The sequence below is a fragment of the Acidovorax sp. CF316 genome (assembly GCF_000276605.1).
Taxonomy (GTDB): domain Bacteria; phylum Pseudomonadota; class Gammaproteobacteria; order Burkholderiales; family Burkholderiaceae_C; genus Acidovorax.
This window is the reverse complement of sequence record NZ_AKJX01000148.1, coordinates 1-18,820: the sequence shown is the minus strand read 5'-3', so window position 1 is coordinate 18,820 and position 18,820 is coordinate 1. Positions and strand designations below refer to the sequence as shown.

Annotated in this window: 18 protein-coding genes; 11 read left to right on the top strand and 7 right to left on the bottom strand. The window is 68.3% G+C overall.

Translation table 11 applies throughout. The features are described 5' to 3' along the window. Both PMI14_RS34295 and PMI14_RS18310 read left to right on the top strand, forming a co-directional pair. A partial coding sequence (locus PMI14_RS34295; RefSeq protein WP_007856768.1) for an AraC family transcriptional regulator occupies positions 1–131 on the top strand: 131 nt, incomplete at its 5' end. 139 nt (positions 132–270) lie between these two features. Next, positions 271–1,143: a DMT family transporter gene (locus PMI14_RS18310; RefSeq protein WP_035204450.1), complete on the top strand. Its 873-nt coding sequence runs from the start codon at positions 271–273 to the stop codon at positions 1,141–1,143. On the opposite strand, the gene PMI14_RS18305 is transcribed toward PMI14_RS18310, so the two are convergent. Further along, positions 1,140–2,063, bottom strand: coding sequence for a LysR family transcriptional regulator (locus PMI14_RS18305; RefSeq protein ID WP_007856766.1), 924 nt, complete (start codon positions 2,061–2,063; stop codon positions 1,140–1,142). The genes PMI14_RS18310 and PMI14_RS18305 overlap by 4 nt on opposite strands. Before the next feature lie 71 nt (positions 2,064–2,134). Here PMI14_RS18305 and PMI14_RS18300 point away from each other — a divergent pair, with 71 nt between their 5' ends. Next, complete coding sequence (locus PMI14_RS18300) at positions 2,135–3,133, top strand: tripartite tricarboxylate transporter substrate binding protein (protein WP_007856764.1); 999 nt, start codon at positions 2,135–2,137, stop codon at positions 3,131–3,133. 26 nt (positions 3,134–3,159) lie between these two features. Beyond that, positions 3,160–4,797: an FAD-dependent monooxygenase gene (locus tag PMI14_RS18295; protein ID WP_035204444.1), complete on the top strand. Its 1,638-nt coding sequence runs from the start codon at positions 3,160–3,162 to the stop codon at positions 4,795–4,797. 1 nt (position 4,798) lies between these two features. On the opposite strand, the gene PMI14_RS18290 is transcribed toward PMI14_RS18295, so the two are convergent. Then, positions 4,799–5,917, bottom strand: a complete 1,119-nt coding sequence (locus PMI14_RS18290) for a hypothetical protein (protein ID WP_007856762.1) — start codon at positions 5,915–5,917, stop codon at positions 4,799–4,801. 185 nt (positions 5,918–6,102) lie between these two features. Between PMI14_RS18290 and PMI14_RS18285 the strand changes: the two genes are divergently transcribed. Beyond that, positions 6,103–7,041, top strand: a complete 939-nt coding sequence (locus PMI14_RS18285; RefSeq protein ID WP_007856761.1) for a PA2169 family four-helix-bundle protein — start codon at positions 6,103–6,105, stop codon at positions 7,039–7,041. Between the two features lie 179 nt (positions 7,042–7,220). Here PMI14_RS18285 and PMI14_RS18280 read toward each other — a convergent pair whose 3' ends face one another. Next, positions 7,221–8,111, bottom strand: coding sequence for a LysR family transcriptional regulator (locus PMI14_RS18280; RefSeq protein WP_007856760.1), 891 nt, complete (start codon positions 8,109–8,111; stop codon positions 7,221–7,223). Between the two features lie 109 nt (positions 8,112–8,220). Between PMI14_RS18280 and PMI14_RS18275 the strand changes: the two genes are divergently transcribed. From PMI14_RS18275 to PMI14_RS18265, 3 genes are all read left to right on the top strand, one after another. Further along, on the top strand, positions 8,221–8,859 hold the full coding sequence (locus PMI14_RS18275) for an NADPH-dependent F420 reductase (protein WP_007856759.1): 639 nt from the start codon (positions 8,221–8,223) through the stop codon (positions 8,857–8,859). A 63-nt stretch (positions 8,860–8,922) separates the two neighbouring features. Continuing rightward, positions 8,923–9,423 (top strand): SgcJ/EcaC family oxidoreductase, encoded by a 501-nt coding sequence (locus tag PMI14_RS18270; RefSeq protein ID WP_007856757.1) that lies wholly within the window; start codon positions 8,923–8,925, stop codon positions 9,421–9,423. Positions 9,424–9,497: 74 nt separating this feature from the next. Beyond that, complete coding sequence (locus tag PMI14_RS18265) at positions 9,498–10,058, top strand: GNAT family N-acetyltransferase (RefSeq protein ID WP_007856756.1); 561 nt, start codon at positions 9,498–9,500, stop codon at positions 10,056–10,058. 12 nt (positions 10,059–10,070) lie between these two features. Here the strand turns inward: PMI14_RS18265 and xth are convergent, their stop codons facing one another. Then, complete coding sequence (xth, locus tag PMI14_RS18260) at positions 10,071–10,847, bottom strand: exodeoxyribonuclease III (protein ID WP_035204449.1); 777 nt, start codon at positions 10,845–10,847, stop codon at positions 10,071–10,073. A 382-nt stretch (positions 10,848–11,229) separates the two neighbouring features. On the opposite strand from xth, the gene PMI14_RS34945 reads away from it, so the two are divergent. After that, complete coding sequence (locus tag PMI14_RS34945) at positions 11,230–15,396, top strand: S-layer family protein (RefSeq protein WP_007856752.1); 4,167 nt, start codon at positions 11,230–11,232, stop codon at positions 15,394–15,396. 228 nt (positions 15,397–15,624) lie between these two features. Continuing rightward, complete coding sequence (locus PMI14_RS18250) at positions 15,625–15,990, top strand: hypothetical protein (RefSeq protein ID WP_007856751.1); 366 nt, start codon at positions 15,625–15,627, stop codon at positions 15,988–15,990. A 30-nt stretch (positions 15,991–16,020) separates the two neighbouring features. Here PMI14_RS18250 and PMI14_RS18245 read toward each other — a convergent pair whose 3' ends face one another. From PMI14_RS18245 to PMI14_RS18235, 3 genes are all read right to left on the bottom strand, one after another. Continuing rightward, positions 16,021–16,512 carry a dihydrofolate reductase gene (locus PMI14_RS18245; protein WP_007856750.1) on the bottom strand — a complete coding sequence of 164 codons (492 nt, stop codon included), beginning with the start codon at positions 16,510–16,512 and terminating at the stop codon, positions 16,021–16,023. Positions 16,513–16,556: 44 nt separating this feature from the next. Then, positions 16,557–17,174, bottom strand: a complete 618-nt coding sequence (locus PMI14_RS18240) for a DUF4337 domain-containing protein (RefSeq protein ID WP_007856749.1) — start codon at positions 17,172–17,174, stop codon at positions 16,557–16,559. A 96-nt stretch (positions 17,175–17,270) separates the two neighbouring features. Beyond that, entirely contained in the window at positions 17,271–18,140 is an 870-nt protein-coding gene (locus tag PMI14_RS18235; protein ID WP_007856748.1) for a thymidylate synthase, read from the bottom strand. Positions 18,141–18,255: 115 nt separating this feature from the next. Here PMI14_RS18235 and PMI14_RS18230 point away from each other — a divergent pair, with 115 nt between their 5' ends. Next, a complete protein-coding gene (locus PMI14_RS18230) occupies positions 18,256–18,768 on the top strand; it encodes a GNAT family N-acetyltransferase (RefSeq protein ID WP_007856747.1) in 513 nt (170 codons plus the stop codon). Positions 18,769–18,820 lie beyond the last annotated feature (52 nt).

Sequence of the window (18,820 nt, the reverse complement as noted above, 5' to 3'; positions counted from 1 at the left end):
GGGGGGGGGAGCCGGCCGCCGCGGTCGCGGCGGAGTGCGGTTTTGCCGACCAGGCGCACTTCACGCGCTGGTTTCGCCGCTCCTTCGGCTACACGCCCGGGGACCTGCTGCAGGCGGCCGAACGTGGCTGACCAGCACGGCCACCGAAGGGCAGGCACAATCGCCCGGCGACAGGGCCTTTGCCCTGCCGGTTGTCGGCCTTTTGCGCCACGTCCCTTTCGTTGACCGATGCCCGCGCCCGGAGTGCTCGCGGGCGCCTCTTTTTTCTCCATGCAATCGCCGCTGCCCGTCTTCGCCCTGCTGTTCAACGCCTTCGTCTGGGGTCTGGCCTGGTGGCCGTTCCGGTTGATGCATGGTGCCGGGCTGCACCCGCTGTGGGCCACTGCGGCGATGTACGCCGTGGTGCTGCTCGGCCTGCTGACCCTGCGGCCGGGCATCCTCGCGCAGGTGCGCCAGCACCCGGGGCTGTGGCTGCTGGCGCTGGCCTCGGGCTTCAACAACGTGGCCTTCAACTGGGCCGTGACGGTGGGCGACGTGGTGCGCGTGATCCTGCTGTTCTACCTCATGCCCGCCTGGGCGGTGCTGCTGGCCTGGCGCATCCTGGGCGAGCGGCCCACGCCCATGGCCATCGCGCGGCTGGTGCTGGCCTTCACCGGTGTGGTCCTGGTTCTGCTGCCCGGGGACGCCTCGCCGGCCAGCCTGCTGCAGGGCCTGTCCATGGCCGATGGCCTGGCCTTGATGGGCGGCTTCATGTTCGCGCTGGTCAATGTGACGGTGCGCCGCCTGCACGCCGTGCCAGGGCAGGCGCGCATGTTCGCCATGTTCGGCGGCTGCATGCTCATGGCGCTGCTGGCGGCGGTCGTCGGCATGCAGTTCGGCGTGGTGGAGGCCTTCCCGGCCTTCAACGCCACCTGGGCCATCACGGGGCTGCTGCTGTCGGGCGTGCTGATGCTGGGCAACTGGGCCCTGCAGTTCGGCGCCTCGCGCCTCACGGCGGGCACCACGGCGGTGGTCATGCTGTCCGAAGTGGTGTTTGCCAGCGTGTCCTCGGTGCTGCTGTCGGCCTCGCAGCTGGAGGCGCGCACGGTGCTCGGGGGCTCGCTGATCCTGCTCGCCGCGCTGCTGGCGTCCTTGCGACGCTAGCCCGGTAGACGCGCCGCGGCGCGTTTGAGCGCCGCCGCAAATGCCAGTGCCGCGGGCTTGGGCTGGGTGCCGCGGCGTGACACCAGGTACAGGTCCAGGTGGGCCACGGGATCGCGCAGCATGGCCACCCCCAGGCCCTGGCGCAGGCATTCCTCCATGGCGAACGAAGGGATGACGGCATGGCCCCGGCCGGCGCGCACCATGCCGATGATGGTGCCCAGCAGGTTCATGCGCGGGCGCTCCTCGTGCGTGCGGCCCAGGCGGGACAGGTGCTTTTCGATCACCACCTGGATCGGGTTGCCCGAAGGCAGGCTCACCAGGGGCAGGCCCGCCAGGCTGCTCCACGGCAGGCTCTCGGCCAGGCCGCTGCTGCCCGCACCGGGCGGGCTGATGCGCATGAGCCGGAACTTGCACAGCGGCTGGCGCGACAGGCCCACGGCCAGCTTGACGAAAAAGCCGAAGCCGATGTCGGCCTCGCCCTCCAGCACCTCCTGGCGCACGGTGCCCACCTCGACGTCGGCCAGGTGCACCTGCACCGCGGGATGCGTGTCGGCAAAGCCGCGCACCACATCGGGCAGCAGGCTGGCCGAGATCATGGGCGTGGCCGCCACCAGCAGGCGCGAGCGCACGGCTGCCTCGCTGCCATCGAGCACGGCGCCCAGCGTGCGCAGCTCGCCGACGATGCGTTCGGCCACCGGCTGCAGCCGCCGGCCCGCATCGGTGAGTGTGAGCGAGCGGGTCGTGCGGTGGAACAGGCGTGCGCCCATCTGCTCCTCCAGCTCCTTGACCAGCATGCTCATGCCCGATGGGGACAGGTGCACCTGCTCGGCCGCCTTGGCAAAGCTCTGCAGGCGTGTCACCTCCAAAAAAGCGTGGAGCTGGCGGCTACTCACATTCATCAGCTTTGTTGACGAATTCATCAGAAATTTCCGTTTGATTCAAATCAAGACTGTCGTTGTAATTGTGGTCCAACTTCCAAAGAGACAAAGCCATGACCCTTGCAGCCCCGTTGCAGCCGTCCTCCCTTCCACGCCGACGCATCGTGCTCGGCGCCCTGGCCACGGTGGCGGCACCCCTGGTCCGTGCGCAAGGCAGTGGTGCGGACACGCCCGTGCGCCTGGTCGTGCCGTTCACGCCCGGCACCGGCATCGACCTGATCGCGCGCCAGATCGCAGCCCCGCTGTCCGAGCGGCTCAAGCGCCCCTTCTTCGTGGACAACAAGGCGGGTGCCTCGGGCATCATCGGCACGCAGGAAGTGGTGCGTGCGCCGGCCGATGGGGCCACCTTGCTGGTGAGCGTCAATACGCTGGTGATGAACATGGCGCTGTACCCCAAGCAGGGCTTCAACCCGCTGACCGACCTGCAGCCCGTGGGGCAGACCAGCTGGGGGCAACTGCTGCTGGTGGCCAGCGAGGGCTCGAAGATCCAGTCGCTCAAGGAGCTGGTCGAGCGCGCCAGGGCCAAGCCCGGTGCGCTCAACTACGGCTCGCCCGGCGCGGGCACGCCGCACCACCTGGCCATGGAGCTGCTCAAGAACCGCGCCAAGGTCTCGCTCACGCACATCAGCTACCGTGGCACGGCACCGGCCGTGACCGATCTGCTCGGCGGGCAGATCGACGCCATGTTCCTGCCCATCCACGTGGCCCTGCAGCACGTGAAGGCGGGCAAGCTCAAGGCTCTGGCCATCAGTTCCGAAACACCCCATCCGCTGCTGCCCGAGGTGCCTTCGCTGAACAGCCTGAAGGTGGGCGATCTCAACGTGGACATGTGGTACGGCGTGTTCGCTCCGGCCGGTACGCCGCGCGCCTATGTGGAGCGCCTGAACACCGAGCTGCGCGAGGTGCTGGCGGCACCCGCCGTGGCCAAGGCCTTCGAGACCCAGGGCATGACACCTGCCCACAGCACACCCGATGCCTTCAAGAAGCTGGTGGCGGCCGACGCCAAGCGCTGGGCCGACCTGATCAAGGCCCAGGGCATCACCGCCGAATGATGATGATGACGAAAGCAGCAGACGCAATGAACGCATCGAACAAGGATCTGGCGCAGGACGCCGAAGTGGTCATCGCCGGCGGTGGGCCCGTGGGCATGGGCCTGGCGATCGAGCTGGGCCAGCGCGGCGTGCGCACCATCGTGGTGGAACGCTATCCACAGCCCCAGCCCATCCCCAAGGGCCAGAACCTGACCCAGCGGACCATGGAGCATTTCCATTTCTGGGGGGCGGAGAAGCCATTGCGTGCAGCGCGCACCATCCCCGTGGAATACGGCATCGGCGGGCTGACGGCGCATGGCACGCTGCTCGGCCCCCACACCTACGACTGGCTGCAGCGCGACCTGGTCAAGCCCTACTACTTCACCGGCAATGAGCGGCTGCCGCAGTACGCGACGGAGGCCGTGCTGCGCGCGCGCGTGGCCGAGCTGCCTTCGGTGCAGACCCTCTACGGCTGGGAAGCCAAGGCCGTGGTACAGGATGCCGATGGGGTGTCCATCACCATCGCGGAGCGCGGCGGCAGCGGTGTCGAGCGCGTGCTGCGCAGTGCCTATGCCGTGGGTTCGGACGGCGCCCGTTCCGTCGTGCGCGAGCAGGCTGGCATCCCGCAGACCCGCACGGACCATGACCGCATGATGGTGCTGCTGGTATTCCGCTCGCACGGGCTGCACCAGCTGCTCGAGCGCTACCCCGGCAAGTCCTACTACAACGTGCTGCAGCCTGAACTCAAGGGCTACTGGAAGTTCTTCGGCCGCGTGGACCTGGGGAGCACCTGGTTCTTCCATGCGCCCGTGCCACCGGGCACGACCAAGGACAACTTCGACTTCGCGGCCTACCTGCACGAAGCGGTGGGTGCGCAGTTCGACGTGGAGTTCGAGCACGTCGGATTCTGGGACTTGCGCTTCATGCTGGCCGACCGCTACCGCCAGGGCCGGGTCTTCGTGGCCGGCGATGCGGCGCACAGCCACCCGCCCTACGGCGGTTATGGCGTGAACTCGGGGCTCGAGGATGCGCGCAACCTGGGCTGGAAGCTGGCTGCCACCCTGCAGGGCTGGGGCGGCGAGCGCCTGCTCGACTCGTACGATGCCGAACGGCGCCCGGTGTTCGCCTCCACCATCAACGATTTCATCGCCAAGTCCATCGACACGGACCGCGCGTTCCTCGATGCGCATGACCCCGCACACGACCTGGCCGCCTTCGAGGCCGCCTGGAGGGCGCGGGCCCAGGGCGCGGTGGGCGAGGTGCATGCCTTCGAACCCCACTACGAGGGCTCGGCCGTGGTCTGGGACAGCGCGGGCCGTGCCAGCAGCGCCAAGGGCTCGCACCGCTTCGATGCACGGCCCGGGCACCATCTGGCGCCGGCCCGTCTGCCCTCGAGCCGCAATGTGTACGAGGAGCTGGGCGCCGGCTTTACCCTGCTGGCCTTCGGCGCCAGCGCGCAGGAGGTCCAGGCCTTCCGCGATGCCGCCGCCGAGCAGTCGCTGCCCCTGGCGGTGGTGCAGGCGCAAGGCGCTGGCGAGCACGAGCGCTACGACGCCCGCCTGGTGCTGGTGCGCCCGGACCAGTTCGTCGCCTGGACCGGCCGTGGTGCCGAGCTGGGGGCAGACCAGGCCCGCGAGGTGCTGGAGCTGGCTGCCGGAGTGCAGGTCGAGGTGGCCGCGGCCTGAGCTACGGCTTTTTCTTCTGCAAGGCCTTCAGCCGCAACCGCTGTTCCGGCGTCGTGCTGGGGGCGTACAGGCGCCCGACCAGGGCCTGCTCCCATTCCTCGCCGTGGTCGGGCCAGGTCTCGATCAGTTGGGTGAGGCCTTCAACGTCCTCTGCATTCACCAGTTCGCGCACGCGCTGGGCGAAAGGCGAAAGGGGTGGGGGTGGCGGTGGGGGCGGAGGCTCGGGCTCGCGCATCACCGGCTGTGCGCCGGGGCGAAAGGGATCGCGTCCCTCGCGCATGAAGCGGCGTATCGCCTCTGCCGCAATCATGCTGCCCGGCTCGTCTGCGTCCTCGTCGTCGAACTCGAACAGTTCGGGTTCCAGACAGCCGTCCCAGTTCTCGTGCGAATTCCACTCGCAGATCGGCAGGTGGTAGCCGCCTTCGGCGTACATGTCATGGTCCAGGGTGATGAAGGCGCGGCCGTGCATCGCACCATTGATCACCAGGCTGCCGTCGTTGTACTCGCCGTAGATGATGTTGGCCACCTTCACGTCGCCCATCACGCGCATGTGGCCGTCACCATGGCCGAAGCTCGTGGCGTGGATGGTGCCGCTCACCAGCGTCTGCCCCGGGTAGGTGTAGGTCAGCTGGCTGAACACGCCAGCGACCTTGACATCCCCCTCCACGATGACGCCGGCATGCAGGCCGAATTCGGCGATGCGCTCCAGGTCGAAATCCGTGTGCCAGCGCAGCCCGTGGCGGAACAGCGCCAGCCTGCGGGGCTGGCCGCGCAGTTCGTCGGCCCCGTTGATGGCCAGGAAGGCATCGAGCAGCGGGTGCGGTATGCGCCCGTCGCAGAACAGCTCGTCGGCCACGCTGCCATCGGCCACCGGCAGCGACGGGTTGCAGGGCATGTAGCCCCGTTCATGCCATTCGGCCTGCAGGCGCTGGCAGTGGGCTTGCGCCTTGCTGGCCGTTCCGTAGGTGGCGTTGAGCACCAGGCAGGGCTTGCCGATGGTGCCGCTGCGCACGCGCAAGCGGGTGCCACCTTCGTACAGCAGCAGTTCGATGAATTCACCGTGCTCGGCCGATTCGAGGTAGCAAATCACAGGGGCGGTGGGGGCGGTTGGCAGGCTCATGCGGCATTGTCCAGTGCGATTGCCCAGACGGCCTGCAAGGGCGGCGGCGGCATCTGTTTCAGGCTGTTTCGAGGCCTCTGCACAAGGGGCCGGATGTCCTACACCGGCACCCTCTGCCTGCCGACCCATGGGGCGCGAGGGGCCTCCCACAATGAACCCACTGTCCAACCAACCGGAGACCTCTTATGGCCGATTTCAACGATGCGAACCGTGACCCCCTGACGAATGAACCTGGTGCACACCCCGTGGGCACGGGCGTGGGCGCTGCCCTCGGCGGTGCCGCTGCGGGTGCCGCAGCTGGCGCTTTCGGTGGTCCTGTGGGCGCCGCCATCGGCGGTGTGGCCGGTGCGGTGGCGGGCGGGCTGGCTGGCAAGGCCGCCGGCGAAGCCGTCAACCCCACCAATGAAGATGCTTACTGGCGCGAGAACTACCACCGCGAGCCCTACTACGTGGGCGGCCGGACGTACGACCAGTACCGCCCCGCTTATGAATTGGGCTGGAGTTCGGTGGGCCGCTATGAAGGCGACTACGACGCCGTCGAGCCCCGCCTGGCCGATGACTGGCGCGCCCGCCATGGCGACGATGGCCTGGCCTGGACCGACGTGCAGCCCGCCACCCGCGCCGCCTATGAGCGTGCCTACAACAGCTGCCCGCTGGAAGTGGCGGGCGAGATCGACAACGACGACGTGATCGACACCCTGAACGACCTGCTGGAGTCGGCCCGCGATGGTGAGTACGGCTTTCACGCCAGCGCCGAGCATGCCGATTCGGGCCAGCTCAAGGGCATTTTCCAGCGCCACTCGCGTGAATGCGCGGCCGCTGCCGCCGAACTTGAACGCGAGATCCGCGCCCGTGGCGGTGAACCTGTCAGCGGCGGTACCGTGGCCGGCGCACTGCACCGCGGCTGGGTGTCCGTGAAGACGGCCCTGTCCACGCAGGACGACAAGGCCGTGCTGGAAGAGTGCGAACGCGGCGAGGATGCGGCCGTGGCCCGCTACCGCAAGGCCCTGAAGGCCAGCCTGCCGCAGGACCTGCGCGCCCTGGTCCAGCGCCAGGCCGATGGCGCCCAGCGCAACCACGACGAGGTGAAGGCCTTGCGCGACAGCTTCAACCCTGCACGTTGACCGGTTCGCCGGCCCTCTCGGCCTCCTGCCCGCCTGTACGCAGGCGGGCAGGGAACGGGCAGGCCGCCTCCGTGAGGGCCGTGGCCGTGCTTTGAACCACACAAGGTACCGCTGCGGCTCCCCGCCACCGCCGCCATGGGTTTGCGCCCATGGCGGCGGTGTGCGTTGGGCCGGGGACCTCATGGTGGCGCGAAGTGTTCCAGCGCAAAATCGATGAAGCTGCGCAGCTTGGGCGTCACCCGCCGGTCCGGCGCATAGACCAGGTGCAGGGGACGCGAGGGCACGGCATAGCCCTGCAACACCGGCACCAGCTGGCCGCCGTGCAGGGCATGCTGCACGGCATCCAGCGGCTGCAGGATGATGCCCAGGCCCGCCAGGGCGGCGTGCACCAGGGGCTCGCCATGGTCGGCCACCAGGCGGCTGTGCACGGGCACGACGACCCGGCCCTCGGGGCCATCGAAGCTCCAGTGGGTGCGCAGCTCGGTGTGGGCAAAGCCCAGGCATTCGTGCTGCTGCAGGTCCCAGGGGGTCGACAGCGGCTGTGGGTGCGCCTGCAGGTAGCCCGGGGAGGCGCATGCCACCAGCCGATAGGGCGCAAGCGCCCGCGCAATCAGGCCGCTGTCCTGCAGCACGCCCACGCGGAACACCGCGTCGTAGCCCTCGTCCACCAGGTCCACCGCGCGGTTCGAGGTGGTGAGCTCCACCTCGACCTGCGGATGCGCCTTCATGTACGCGGGCAACAGCGGTGCCAGGCTGTGGATGCCAAAGCTCACGGGCGCATTGATGCGCAGCCGCCCGCTGGGCACGGAGCGCGCCTCGGCCGCCAGTTGCTCGGCCTGCTCCAGCTCGGCCAGGATCAGCCGGGCGCGCTCGACGTAGGCACGCCCGAAGTCCGTGAGGCTCTGCCGCCGGGTGGTGCGGTGCAGCAGGCGCACGCCCAGGTGCTGCTCCAGCGCCTGCACATGCTTGCCCACGAACTGCGACGACATCTGCAGCGCATCGCCCGCAGCGCGGAACGAGCCCAGCTCTACCGCCTTGACGAACACCGCCATGCCCGTGAAACGGTCCATTGCAATCCAATCATTTCGAATATAGCAACATTCTAGGTATTTATCTGAATTGGGTCTGAATCGACACTGAAGTCCTTGTTTCAACCAACCAATGGACAAAGGAAAAGTCATGACGACAGCAAACATTGCAGTGATCGGCGCGGGCAACATGGGCGGTGGCCTGGCCACGGCGCTGGCGGCGGCCGGCGTGGAGGTGGCGCTGGGCGTGCGCGAGGCTGGCGGCAAGGCGGCTGCGCTCGCCGAGGGCCGCGTACGGGTCCTGGACGTGGCGGCTGCGGTCGCCGCAGCCGAGGTGGTGGTGCTGGCGCTGCCCTATGGTGCCAGCGTGGAGGTGCTCCAGGCCCTGCCTGCCGCGGCGCTGCAGGGCAAGGTGCTGGTGGACATCAGCAACCCGGTGACGGCCGACTTTCAGGGCCTGCAATTGGGCACCACCACCTCGGCCGCCGAAGCCATCCAGGCCGCCGCGCCGGGGGCGCAGGTGGTCAAGGCCTTCAACACCATCTTTGCCCAGTTGCTGGCAGCCGGTGCGCGCCAGGGCAAGGCGCCGCTGCAGGTGTTCGTGGCGGGCGATGCGGCCGACGCCAAGGGCCGGGTGCACGAACTGGCACGCGTGCTGGGCTTCGAGCCCGTGGATGCCGGCCCGCTGCGCAACAGCCGCTACCTGGAGCCCCTGGGCGGCATGAACATCCAGTTCGGCTTCTTCCTGGGCTGGGGCCCGGCGGCCGCTCCGGCCTGGGTGCGCGTCTGAGTGCGAGTGCTCATGCAAGTGCAAGCAGACCCTTCTTTCTCACCATTCCATCGAAAGCCTTCCATGCAACACTTCCCCTTGCCACGCCGCAGCCTGGCGGCCGTTTTCGCGACCACTGCCATGCTGGCCCTGGGCGCGGTCTCTCCGGTGGCGGTCGCTGCGGGAGCGGATGACACCGCCGCCATCCGCCAGACCCTGCAGCGCTATGAAGACGCGCTCAACCGCGCCGACGCCGCCGCCATCGTGCAGCTGTACACGGACGATGGTGTGCAGATGGCGCCCGATGCGCCTGCCGTCACAGGACGGGAGGCTTTGCGCAGCGCTTACGCCGGCACGTTCCAGGCGATTGCGCTCCAACTGGCCTTCACCGTGGACGAGATCCAGCTGCTGGGCAAGGATGCGGCGCTGCTGCGCAGCCACTCGGCGGGCACGCTCAAGGTGCAGGGCAACGCCCAGCCCGCTGGGCCGGCGGCATTCAAGGAGCTGTTCGTGCTGCGCAAGCAGCGCGATGGGCAGTGGAAGTTTTCGCATTACGCGTTTTCGGCGGCACCGGCCAAACCCTGAACGCCGGCATGCCGGCACAATGCGGTGACTGCGGCCGCTGGGGCCGCGCTCCTTCCAGAACCCCCGTGCCGCCCATGACCACCATCCACCTGCGTCCGGAGCTGCCCGGTGACGCACCGGCCATCGAGGCCGTGACCGTTGCCGCCTTCGAACACGCACAGCACAGCTCGCACACCGAGCAGTTCATCGTGCGCGCACTTCGAGAGCGCGGGCAGCTGGCGGTCTCGCTGGTGGCGATGGAGCGGCGCACGGAGGTGGATGGGGACCTGGACGGCGAGGTGCAGGGCATAGAGCAAATCGCCGGGCATGTGGCCATCTCGCCGGTCACTGTGGACCCCGCCCCCGCAGGCGGCTGGTACGGCCTCGGGCCCATCTCGGTGCTGCCCTCCTGCCAGGGCAAAAGCATCGGCGCGCAGCTGATGCGGCAGGCGCTGGCGCAACTGCGCGCACTGCCCGGGACGGTGGGCTGTGTCCTCCTGGGCGAGCCAGCTTACTACACGCGATTTGGTTTCCGGGCCGAACCTGCCCTGGTCCTGCCCGGCGTGCCGCCGGAGTACTTCATGGCCCTTGCATTCACCGGGCCTGTGCCTGCAGGCACGGTGCAGTACAGCGACGCCTTCGAGGCCAAGGCATGAGAGAAGAGCGGACTACCCCAACGTGACCACCACCGGCGCGTGGTCGCTGGGCTGCGGGTTCTTGCGGGGGGCGCGGTCCACCACGCAGGCCGTGACGCTGGCGCGCAGGGCCTCGCTCACCAGGATGTGGTCGATGCGCAGGCCCCGGTTCTTCTGGAAGCCGAGCATGCGGTAGTCCCACCAGGAGTAGATCTTCTCGGGCTGCTCGAACATGCGGAAGCTGTCCGTGAGGCCCAGCTCCAGCAGCGCCTTGAAGTGGTTGCGCTCTTCGGTCGTGTGGTGGATGGTCTCGCGCAGGCCCACCGGGTCGTAGGAGTCGCGGTCCTCCGGCGCCACGTTGAAGTCGCCCACCAGGGCCAGGCGCGGGTGCGCCGCCATCTCGGCGCGCACCAGGTCCTGCAGGGCCTGCAGCCAGCGCATCTTGTAGGCGAACTTTTCCGAGCCCGGCTCCTGGCCGTTGACGAAGTAGCCGTTGATGAGGCGCAGCGGGCCGGCGGGCGTGTCCAGCGTGGCGATGATCACGCGCGCCTGCTCGTCCTCGTGCGCCGGGATGTTGCGCACCACGTCGGCCAGGGGGTGGCGGCTCAGGATGGCGACGCCGTTGTAGGTCTTCTGGCCGAAGGCCACGGCCTCGTAGCCGGCCTCCTTGAAGGCGTCGTGCGGGAACTTGTCGTCGGTGAGTTTCAGCTCCTGCAGGCCGATGGCATCCACCGGGTTGGCGGCCAGCCAGGCCAGCACCTGGGGCAGGCGCACGGAGAGGGAATTGACGTTCCACGTCGCGATCTTCATCACCATCATCGGTCCTTGCTTGTTCAATCTCAATCGCTCATGGCGATTGCACTGGGGTGCATCCTATCCTTGATTGGCGGGGATGATCGCGGAGGCATTTCGGGGCGAAAAAATGCATATGCACAACATATGCAGATGCCCTGAAAATACTATTGGATTTGATGAGGCCGCAGGCTTATCGTTGCGCCAAATTACAACGCTGGAGACAAGCCTTGCCATTCGATTCCATGCCCCCGCTCCCGGACAGGCGACTGCCCGTCTGAGCCTGGGCGGGGCCTGTGCCGCCGCCTGACCAGCCAGTCCGAGGCCGCCTGCCGGGCCTCGTGGTTTTCCCCTCGCTCCCAACTTCCCACTTCGTATTCCGTACCTGGAAGGCATCGCCATGTCCACGCCCAACGCATCCCACGTCCTGCAGCAGATCTTCATCCTCGCCACCGGCCATGCCGCACCGGCCCCTTTGCTCGCCGAATTCGAGGCGGTGGTCACTGCCGATGGCAACTATGGCCGGGTGGCCGCAGCCTTCGAGATGGCCATGGGCCAGATGGTCGCCAGCCGTGGCGTGGGCGGCACGGTGCAGCAATTGGCGCTCAACGGCCTGGGCGTGGTGCTCTCGGCGGACGACGGCCTGGCCATCGCGCGGCTGGCGCAGGAGCAGGGCCTCACCACCTGGGCCAGGCTGATGGATTTCCTGGTCAACGCCGATGGGGGGGTCTACACCACGCTGGACCACCGTGCCGAAGCGGCCAACGCCTTCAACAGTGCGCTGGCCAGCCAGAACAAGGGCGCGCTGTTCAGCGGAGAGGGCGTGTCGGCGGCCGTGCACACCCTGCTGCAGGGCATTGGCGCCACCGATGCCAGCGCGGCCATGGGCATCAGCGGTGTGCAGGCCCTGGCCGGCAGGCTCACCGCCGCGGGTCTCCAGGGGCGTGTGGCCGATGGCTATGTGAAGGGTGCCACCGTGTTTGCCGACGCCAATGGCAACCACAGGCTGGACGCGGGCGAATGGTCTGCCACCACCGATGGCGCGGGCGGCTTCACGCTGCCGGCCAACGTGCAGGGGACGCTGGTGGCCACCGGCGGCACCGACCTGCTCACGAACAAGGCCTTCAAGGGCCTGCTCACCGCACCTGCCGGCAGCACGGTGCTGAACCCCATCACGACCCTGGTGCAGGCGCTGATGGACAAGGGCGGCGCCACCACGACGGTGGAGCAGGCCACGGCCCTGATCGCCAAGGCGCTGGGGCTGCCTGCCGGCGTGAACCTGCTGACCTACGACCCGCTGGCCGTGCTGGCCAGCAGCAGCGCCAGTGCCGCCGACAAGGCCGTGGCCCTGGCCTACCAGAAGGCGGCAGTGGCGCTGGTGAACGTGGTCAGCATCGGCGCGGCGGCGATGGATGCGGCCGAGGCCAAGGCCGGCCAGCCGGGCGTGGCCACGCCGCATGCGGGCCAGCCAGGCGCGGCGGCGGGCACGCTGATCGCGTCCCTGGCGGATGCCCTCGCCGACGCAGCGGGGGGCAGCGCCGGCGTGGCGAACCTGTCGGATGCCACCTTCCTGCGCGCCATCGTGGCCGATGCGGCGGGCGACTATGGCCTGCGGCTGGATGCCACCAGCCTGGACCTCATCGGCAAGGTGGTGGATGCCGCCAACGATGCGGCCGGCGCTGCCAGCACGGTGGCGGTGCTGGGCCAGGTGGCGGCTGCGGCCACCGATGCGGCGGGCTCGGTGGCCACGGGCAATTTCCAGGCTGCGGCCAACGGCTACACGGGCGCAGCCTTCACGGCCGCGGTGCAGCAGCAGGCCGTGGGGGAACTGGCGCCCGGCGTGTCCGCGGGCCAGGGCAGCAATCCGCCCACGCCACCGGCATCCGGCGGTGGAGGCGACGCGCCGGGCCCCGTGGATACACAGGCCCCGGTGCTGACCATCACCAGCTCTGCCGCTGCACTCAAGACGGGCGGTACCGCAACCATCACCTTCACCTTCACCGAAGACCCGGGCGCGAGCTTCACCGCGGCAGACATCACGGCGTCCGGCGGCACGCTGGGCGCACTGAGCGGCACGGGCCTGGTGCGCACGGCCACCTTCACGGCCACCAGCTCGGCCCACCTCGACACGGGCGGGCACATCGCCGTGGCCAAGGACAGCTACAGCGATGCGGCCGGCAACAAGGGCGCAGCCGCGGCCGTGGACATCGCCACGGTGTTCAACCCGGTGCTGTTCGTGGGCAACAGCGCGACCTTTGCGCGCATCGACCCGGCCATGTCATACAACACCTACGATGCGGCGACCAATGCCTTCGGCGTGCACGACCTGACCTCGCCGGCCAATGGTGGCACCTTCACCAATCTCACGGGCGCCAACCTCTACGAGCCGCACCCCTGGGGCGGCGTGGCGGGCCTGTTCGACAAGTTCGCCGACCAGGTGGGCCTGGGCTACGACGTGTCGCTCTCCACCCGCAACGCGGCCACGCTCAAGGGCCATTACCTGAACTCCTCGGCCGCGGGCTGGGACATGCGCGGCAACATTGCCAGCCAGAAATGGGAACTGGTGGTGCTGCAGGACCAGACGGACGAACCGCTGCCTTCGGGCTCGGGCAGCATCACCTTCGCGGCGGGCAGCGCCACGGCCAACCTGGTCATCACGCCCACGGCCGATGGCGCGAAGGAATACGACGAGACCCTGGCGCTGAAGCTGGCCGCTTCGGCCGGCAATTACCGCGTGGGCACCAGCTCCGCCGTGGGCACCACCATCCTCAACGACGACCCCACCGCCCCCGCCACCAACCCGGCCCTGGCCACGGTGACCCTGGTGGCCAGCCCTGGCCAGGTGACGGAGGACGGCACGGCCAACCTGGTTTTCACCTTCACGCGCACCGGTCCCACGATCAGCGACCTGGTCGTGGGCTTCACCGCCTTCCGCGACGGCAGCACGTCGCCATCGGTCTCGAACGCGGTTTCCGCAAGCCAGGATCTGGAGCTGTACAACATCGCCAGCGGCGCATTCTCGGCTGCGGGAGGCGCAGGCACTTCACCCTATCGCTTCACCAGTGGCGGGGGCTTTGCGACCAGCGCCGATACGGGTGCGGCCACCACCACGGGCGCCGTCTCCTTCACCAGCAACACCGGCACCATCACCATCAAGGCGGGCCAGACTTCGGCCAGCATCACGCTGGACCCGCGCGTCGACAGCACGGTGGAGGCCGACGAGGGGATCCGCATCACGCTGGCGCACCCGACCACCGGCACGGACTACAACCTGGGCACGCTGGGCGCCGTCAGCGGCACCATCGTCAACGATGACTTCGCGGTGGGCACCGACACCAGCCTGCCCAACGTGACGCTGGGCCTGAGCTCGGCCGCAGGCGTGTACGAGAACGCCGGCCAGAACCTGGTCTACACCTTCACGCGCAGCGGCGATACCAGTGCCGCGCTCACGGTGAACTTCACGGCCGACGGCACGGCCACCTACTTCGCGGCGGATCCGTCCAAATCGGATTTCGGCATCTCTGCCAACGCCACGCTCACCACCACCTCGGGCGCCAATGCCGACATCGGCGAGTTCCAGAAGTACGCCACGGCGATCGAGAATTTCGTGCACACCGGCGCGGCCGACACTACCACCCAGCCCGGCACCACGATCCCGGGCAACCCGAATGCGGACGCCTCGACCGACATGTATCTCTACGCCACCTGGGCCCGGCCCGACATGGTGGCCGGCGCCTACGACATGCTCACCTCGCGCACGCTGAACGGTGCTGGCGCCTACGAAGGCACGGGGGACATCAGCCGCTCGGACACCCAGGCCAGCGCCTACTACCTGACGCTCGAGGGCATGACCACCGACCTGCAGAACGCCTATGCCAACCTGGCGGCCGTCAACCCCGACTTCGTGGGGGTTGCGCCGGTGGGCACGGCCTTCATGGCTGCCGTGCAGAACGGGCTGTCCATCCGCGACCCCTACACCGAGACGGGCGGTGCCAGCGTCGCCAACGGCGGCAAGATCAACCTCTGGCACGACGACAACCTGCATGCGAGCAAGTACGGATCCTACCTTTCGGGCCTGGTGCTGTTCGAGACGCTCACCGGCCTGGACGCGCGCTCGCTGGGGGCGGGCGACAAGGTGGCGAGCGACCTGGGCATCGACGCGACCACGGCCGTGGCGCTGCAAAAGGTGGCCTCGGCCACGCTGGGTTTCAACCAGTCCTACCAATGGAGCGCCCCCGGCAAGGTGGCCGACCTGGGCGGCAGCAACGCCACGGCCACGCTGGCCACGGCCGGCGGCTTCAGCTTTGCCGACCCGGCCTTCGCCTCGCACACCGTCAGCGTCACACCCACGGCCGGGGCCCTGGGGACGCTGACCGCCCAGGTGCGCTCCGATGGCCACACCGGCCAGGTCAACTGGCTCTACACCGTGGGCAACCAGGCCATTGACCCGCTGCTGGCCAGCGGCCAGCAGCGCCACGACCAGTTCACCGTGACCCTGGACGACGGCCACGGCCATGTGAGCACACGTTTGGTCGACATCACGCTGGTGGGGACCAGCGCCATCTGAGGCGCGTGGGGCCGCCGCGGCAATGCGCAGCAACCTGTGCTCCGCGTCACAGCCTTGCGGGCGGGGGATGCCTATGATTTCCTTGCCGGCCTCCAAGCGGCATCCCCTCTTGCGACAAGCAAGTTGCTGCCCGCCTCCGTGCGGGCTTTTTTTTGCGGGTTGGCGGCTGTGAACTTCTTTGCGTCCCGTGATTCAGAACGCGTGACGCAAACCAAAGGAACAAGAGGCATGAGCAATACATTCAGATCGGTAGCCGCAGCCCTGCTGCTGGCAGGGGCCTCGGGGGCGGGCATGGCCGCAGGCGGCCCGCTGGACGGCGTCTACCAGTGCGCGGTGGCCGGTACCGGCGTGTTCATCACGGTCAGTGGCCAGCCCAGCGGCCCTGCGATGTTCACCATCGCGGCCCTGGGCCCGGCCAATGCGCTCTATGGCTACGGCATGGGCACGGCCACGGCCTCGTCGTTCACGGGCGCCACCAGCTTCAACCTGCCATTCACGCTGTCGGTGAGCCAGGGCAACCTGATCGGCAGCATGGGTGTGCTGCAGGGGACCACGGCCGCCCAGTTGCCGGTGAACTGCGCCAAGCTGTTCTGATACTGCCGGGCGAGCAAGGGGCGTGTCCGTTCAGGCGCGCCGCCGCTCCAGCGTCACGAAGCTGAAGGGCAGCCCGTTGGTCGACGTGTGCGTGCTGCGCGCCGTCTCGTGCCAGCCGGCATCGAGCACAGGCGCGTGGGCGTCGCCCTCGAAGTCCTGCGCAATCTCGGTGAGTTCGATGCGGTCGGCCAGGGGCTGGGCCTCGGCATAGACCTGCGCGCCGCCAATCACCCACACCGTCTGGCCGGCGCTCGCGTGCTGCAGGGCGTCCTGCAGGCTGGCAGCGCGCACGGCCCCTTCGGCCCCCCAGTCGGCCTGGTGGGTGATGACGATGTTGGTGCGGCCCGGCAACGGGCGAAAGCGCGGCGGCAGCGAATCCCAGGTCTTGCGGCCCATGACCACAGGGCAGCCCTGGGTCAGCGACTTGAAGCGCGCCATGTCTTCGGGCAGGTGCCAGGGCAGGCGGTTGTCCTTGCCGATCACGCCGTTGGCGGCGCGCGCGTAGATCATATGCAGAGGCATAGCTGGTTGCTCCGGCTGTAGAACGCGGGTTCGGTCACGCCTTCTTAGATGTGCAGGGTGGCCAGCGCGCCGACGACGATGCCGATGCCGGCCACGCCGTACATGCCGTACTCCAGCCATTTCTTGCGGGTGAGCAGGGCGATGGCGGCCAGCGCGATCGCGACCTGCAGCGCCGTGGTGGCCTGGGCCCAGCGGTGGTGCTGGTGCATCTGCTCTTCGCTCTGGCGGTCGAACTTGTGGCTGTCGGCTTCGAGCTTTTCAGCGACGACCTTGATCTCGTTCTTTTCGCTCTCGTAGCGCTCCACCTTGGCCTGGTAGGTGGCCTTGCGGTCCTCGGGCGCCAGGTCACGGGCCAGCTCGGCCAGGGACTGCTTGGTGCTCTTGGACTGGAAGTAGTTCCACTGGTTGGAGGCCTCGGTCTTCTTGATGGCCGCGTCGTTCTTGAGCAGGCCGGCATTGGCCTGCGTGGCGCCGCCCATGTACGCGAAGATCGCGCCCACCGTGGCGACAATGGCCGTGAACATTGCGATCTTGCTCATCGACGAGCCGCCGCCTTCGCTGCCGTGGCTGGCCGCATGGTCGTCGCCATGGCCGTGGCCCTGTGCTGCATGCTCCACTGCGTGGTCGTGGGGGCCGTGTACGTGAAATCCGCCGGAAGACATAGTGAGTGCTCTTTGTGGTTCGTGAAGGGAGACAGGGGATGTCAGGCAGGGCACATCGGCGCCTGCACTGCAGGAATCATGGGAAGGCGAGGGGGCTCAGACCGCCACGGGCGCCTTGATGGCGGGGTGGCACTGGTAGTCCAGCACTTCGAAGTCTTCGAACTGGTAGTCGAAGATGCTGTCCGGCCGGCGCTTGATGTGCAGCGTGGGGTAGGGGTAGGGCGTGCGCGCCAGCTGGGTCTGCACCTGTTCGTGGTGGTTGCTGTAGATGTGGCAGTCCCCGCCGGTCCAGATGAAGTCGCCCACGTCCAGGTCGCACTGCTGGGCCACCATGTGGGTCAGCAGCGCGTAGCTGGCGATGTTGAAGGGCACGCCGAGAAAGATGTCGGCACTGCGCTGGTAGAGCTGGCAGCTGAGCGTGCCGCGGCCCCCGGGCTCCTGGGCAGGCGCCACATAGAACTGGAAGAAGGCGTGGCAGGGCATCAGCGCCATCTTGTTCAGCTCGGCCACGTTCCAGGCGCTCACGATGATGCGGCGCGAATCGGGGTTGGTCCTGAGGGTCTTGATGACATCGCTGATCTGGTCGATGTGGCCGCCGTCCGGCGTGGGCCAGCTGCGCCACTGCACGCCGTACACGGGGCCCAGGTCGCCGTTCTCGCGCGCCCACTCGTCCCAGATGGTGACACCGCGCTCCTTGAGCCAGTTGTTGTTGCTCGACCCGGTGAGGAACCACAGCAGCTCCTGGATGATGGAGCGCAGATGCACCTTCTTGGTGGTGACCAGTGGAAAGCCTTCTTTCAGGTCGAAGCGCATCTGGTGGCCGAACACGCTGGTCGTGCCCGTGCCCGTGCGGTCGGACTTGTGCACGCCCTGCGTGAACACGTGGCGCATGAAGTCCTCGTACTGGGAGCGCACGGGGCGGGCGGGCAGGGCAGTGGCTGCCAGGGTGGCAGAGGGCTGGGTCATGGGATCGGTCACTCGTGGTGGGAGGGCGCGACCACCAGGGGATGGCCGTTGCCGACTGCGGATTTTATGCGGAGCGGGACAATGGAGTATCTCCCCGCTCCTGACCGCTTTGTCCATGACCTCTTCGCCCGCCCCGATCACCATCCGCCCCCTCATGCCCGCCGATTGGCCAGCCGTCTGGCCTGTGCTCCAGGCCACCTTCCAGGCGGGCGACACCTATGCCTTTGCGCCCGACAGCAGCGAGGCCGAGATTCACAAGGCCTGGGTGGAGCTGCCCGCGGCCACCTTCGTGGCCTGCGGTGCCGAAGGGCAGTTGCTGGGCACCTATTTCATCAAGCCCAACCAGGCCGGGCTGGGCGCCCACGTGTGCAACTGCGGCTATGTGGTGGTGCCGGCCGCGCAAGGGCAGGGCGTGGCTTCGCTGATGTGCGAGCACTCCCAGCAGCAGGCCGTGGCCATGGGATTTCGGGCCATGCAGTTCAACCTGGTGGTGGCCAGCAACGTGCGTGCCGTGCGGCTGTGGCAGCACCTGGGCTTTGCGATCGTGGGCACGCTGCCGGGGGCCTTCAGGCACCGCACGCTGGGCTATGTCGATGCCCACGTGATGTTCAAGACCCTGGTGGCCTGAGCTTTCTGCCAATGCGAAAGGGCTCCCGCATGGGAGCCCTTTCAGGGAGTCA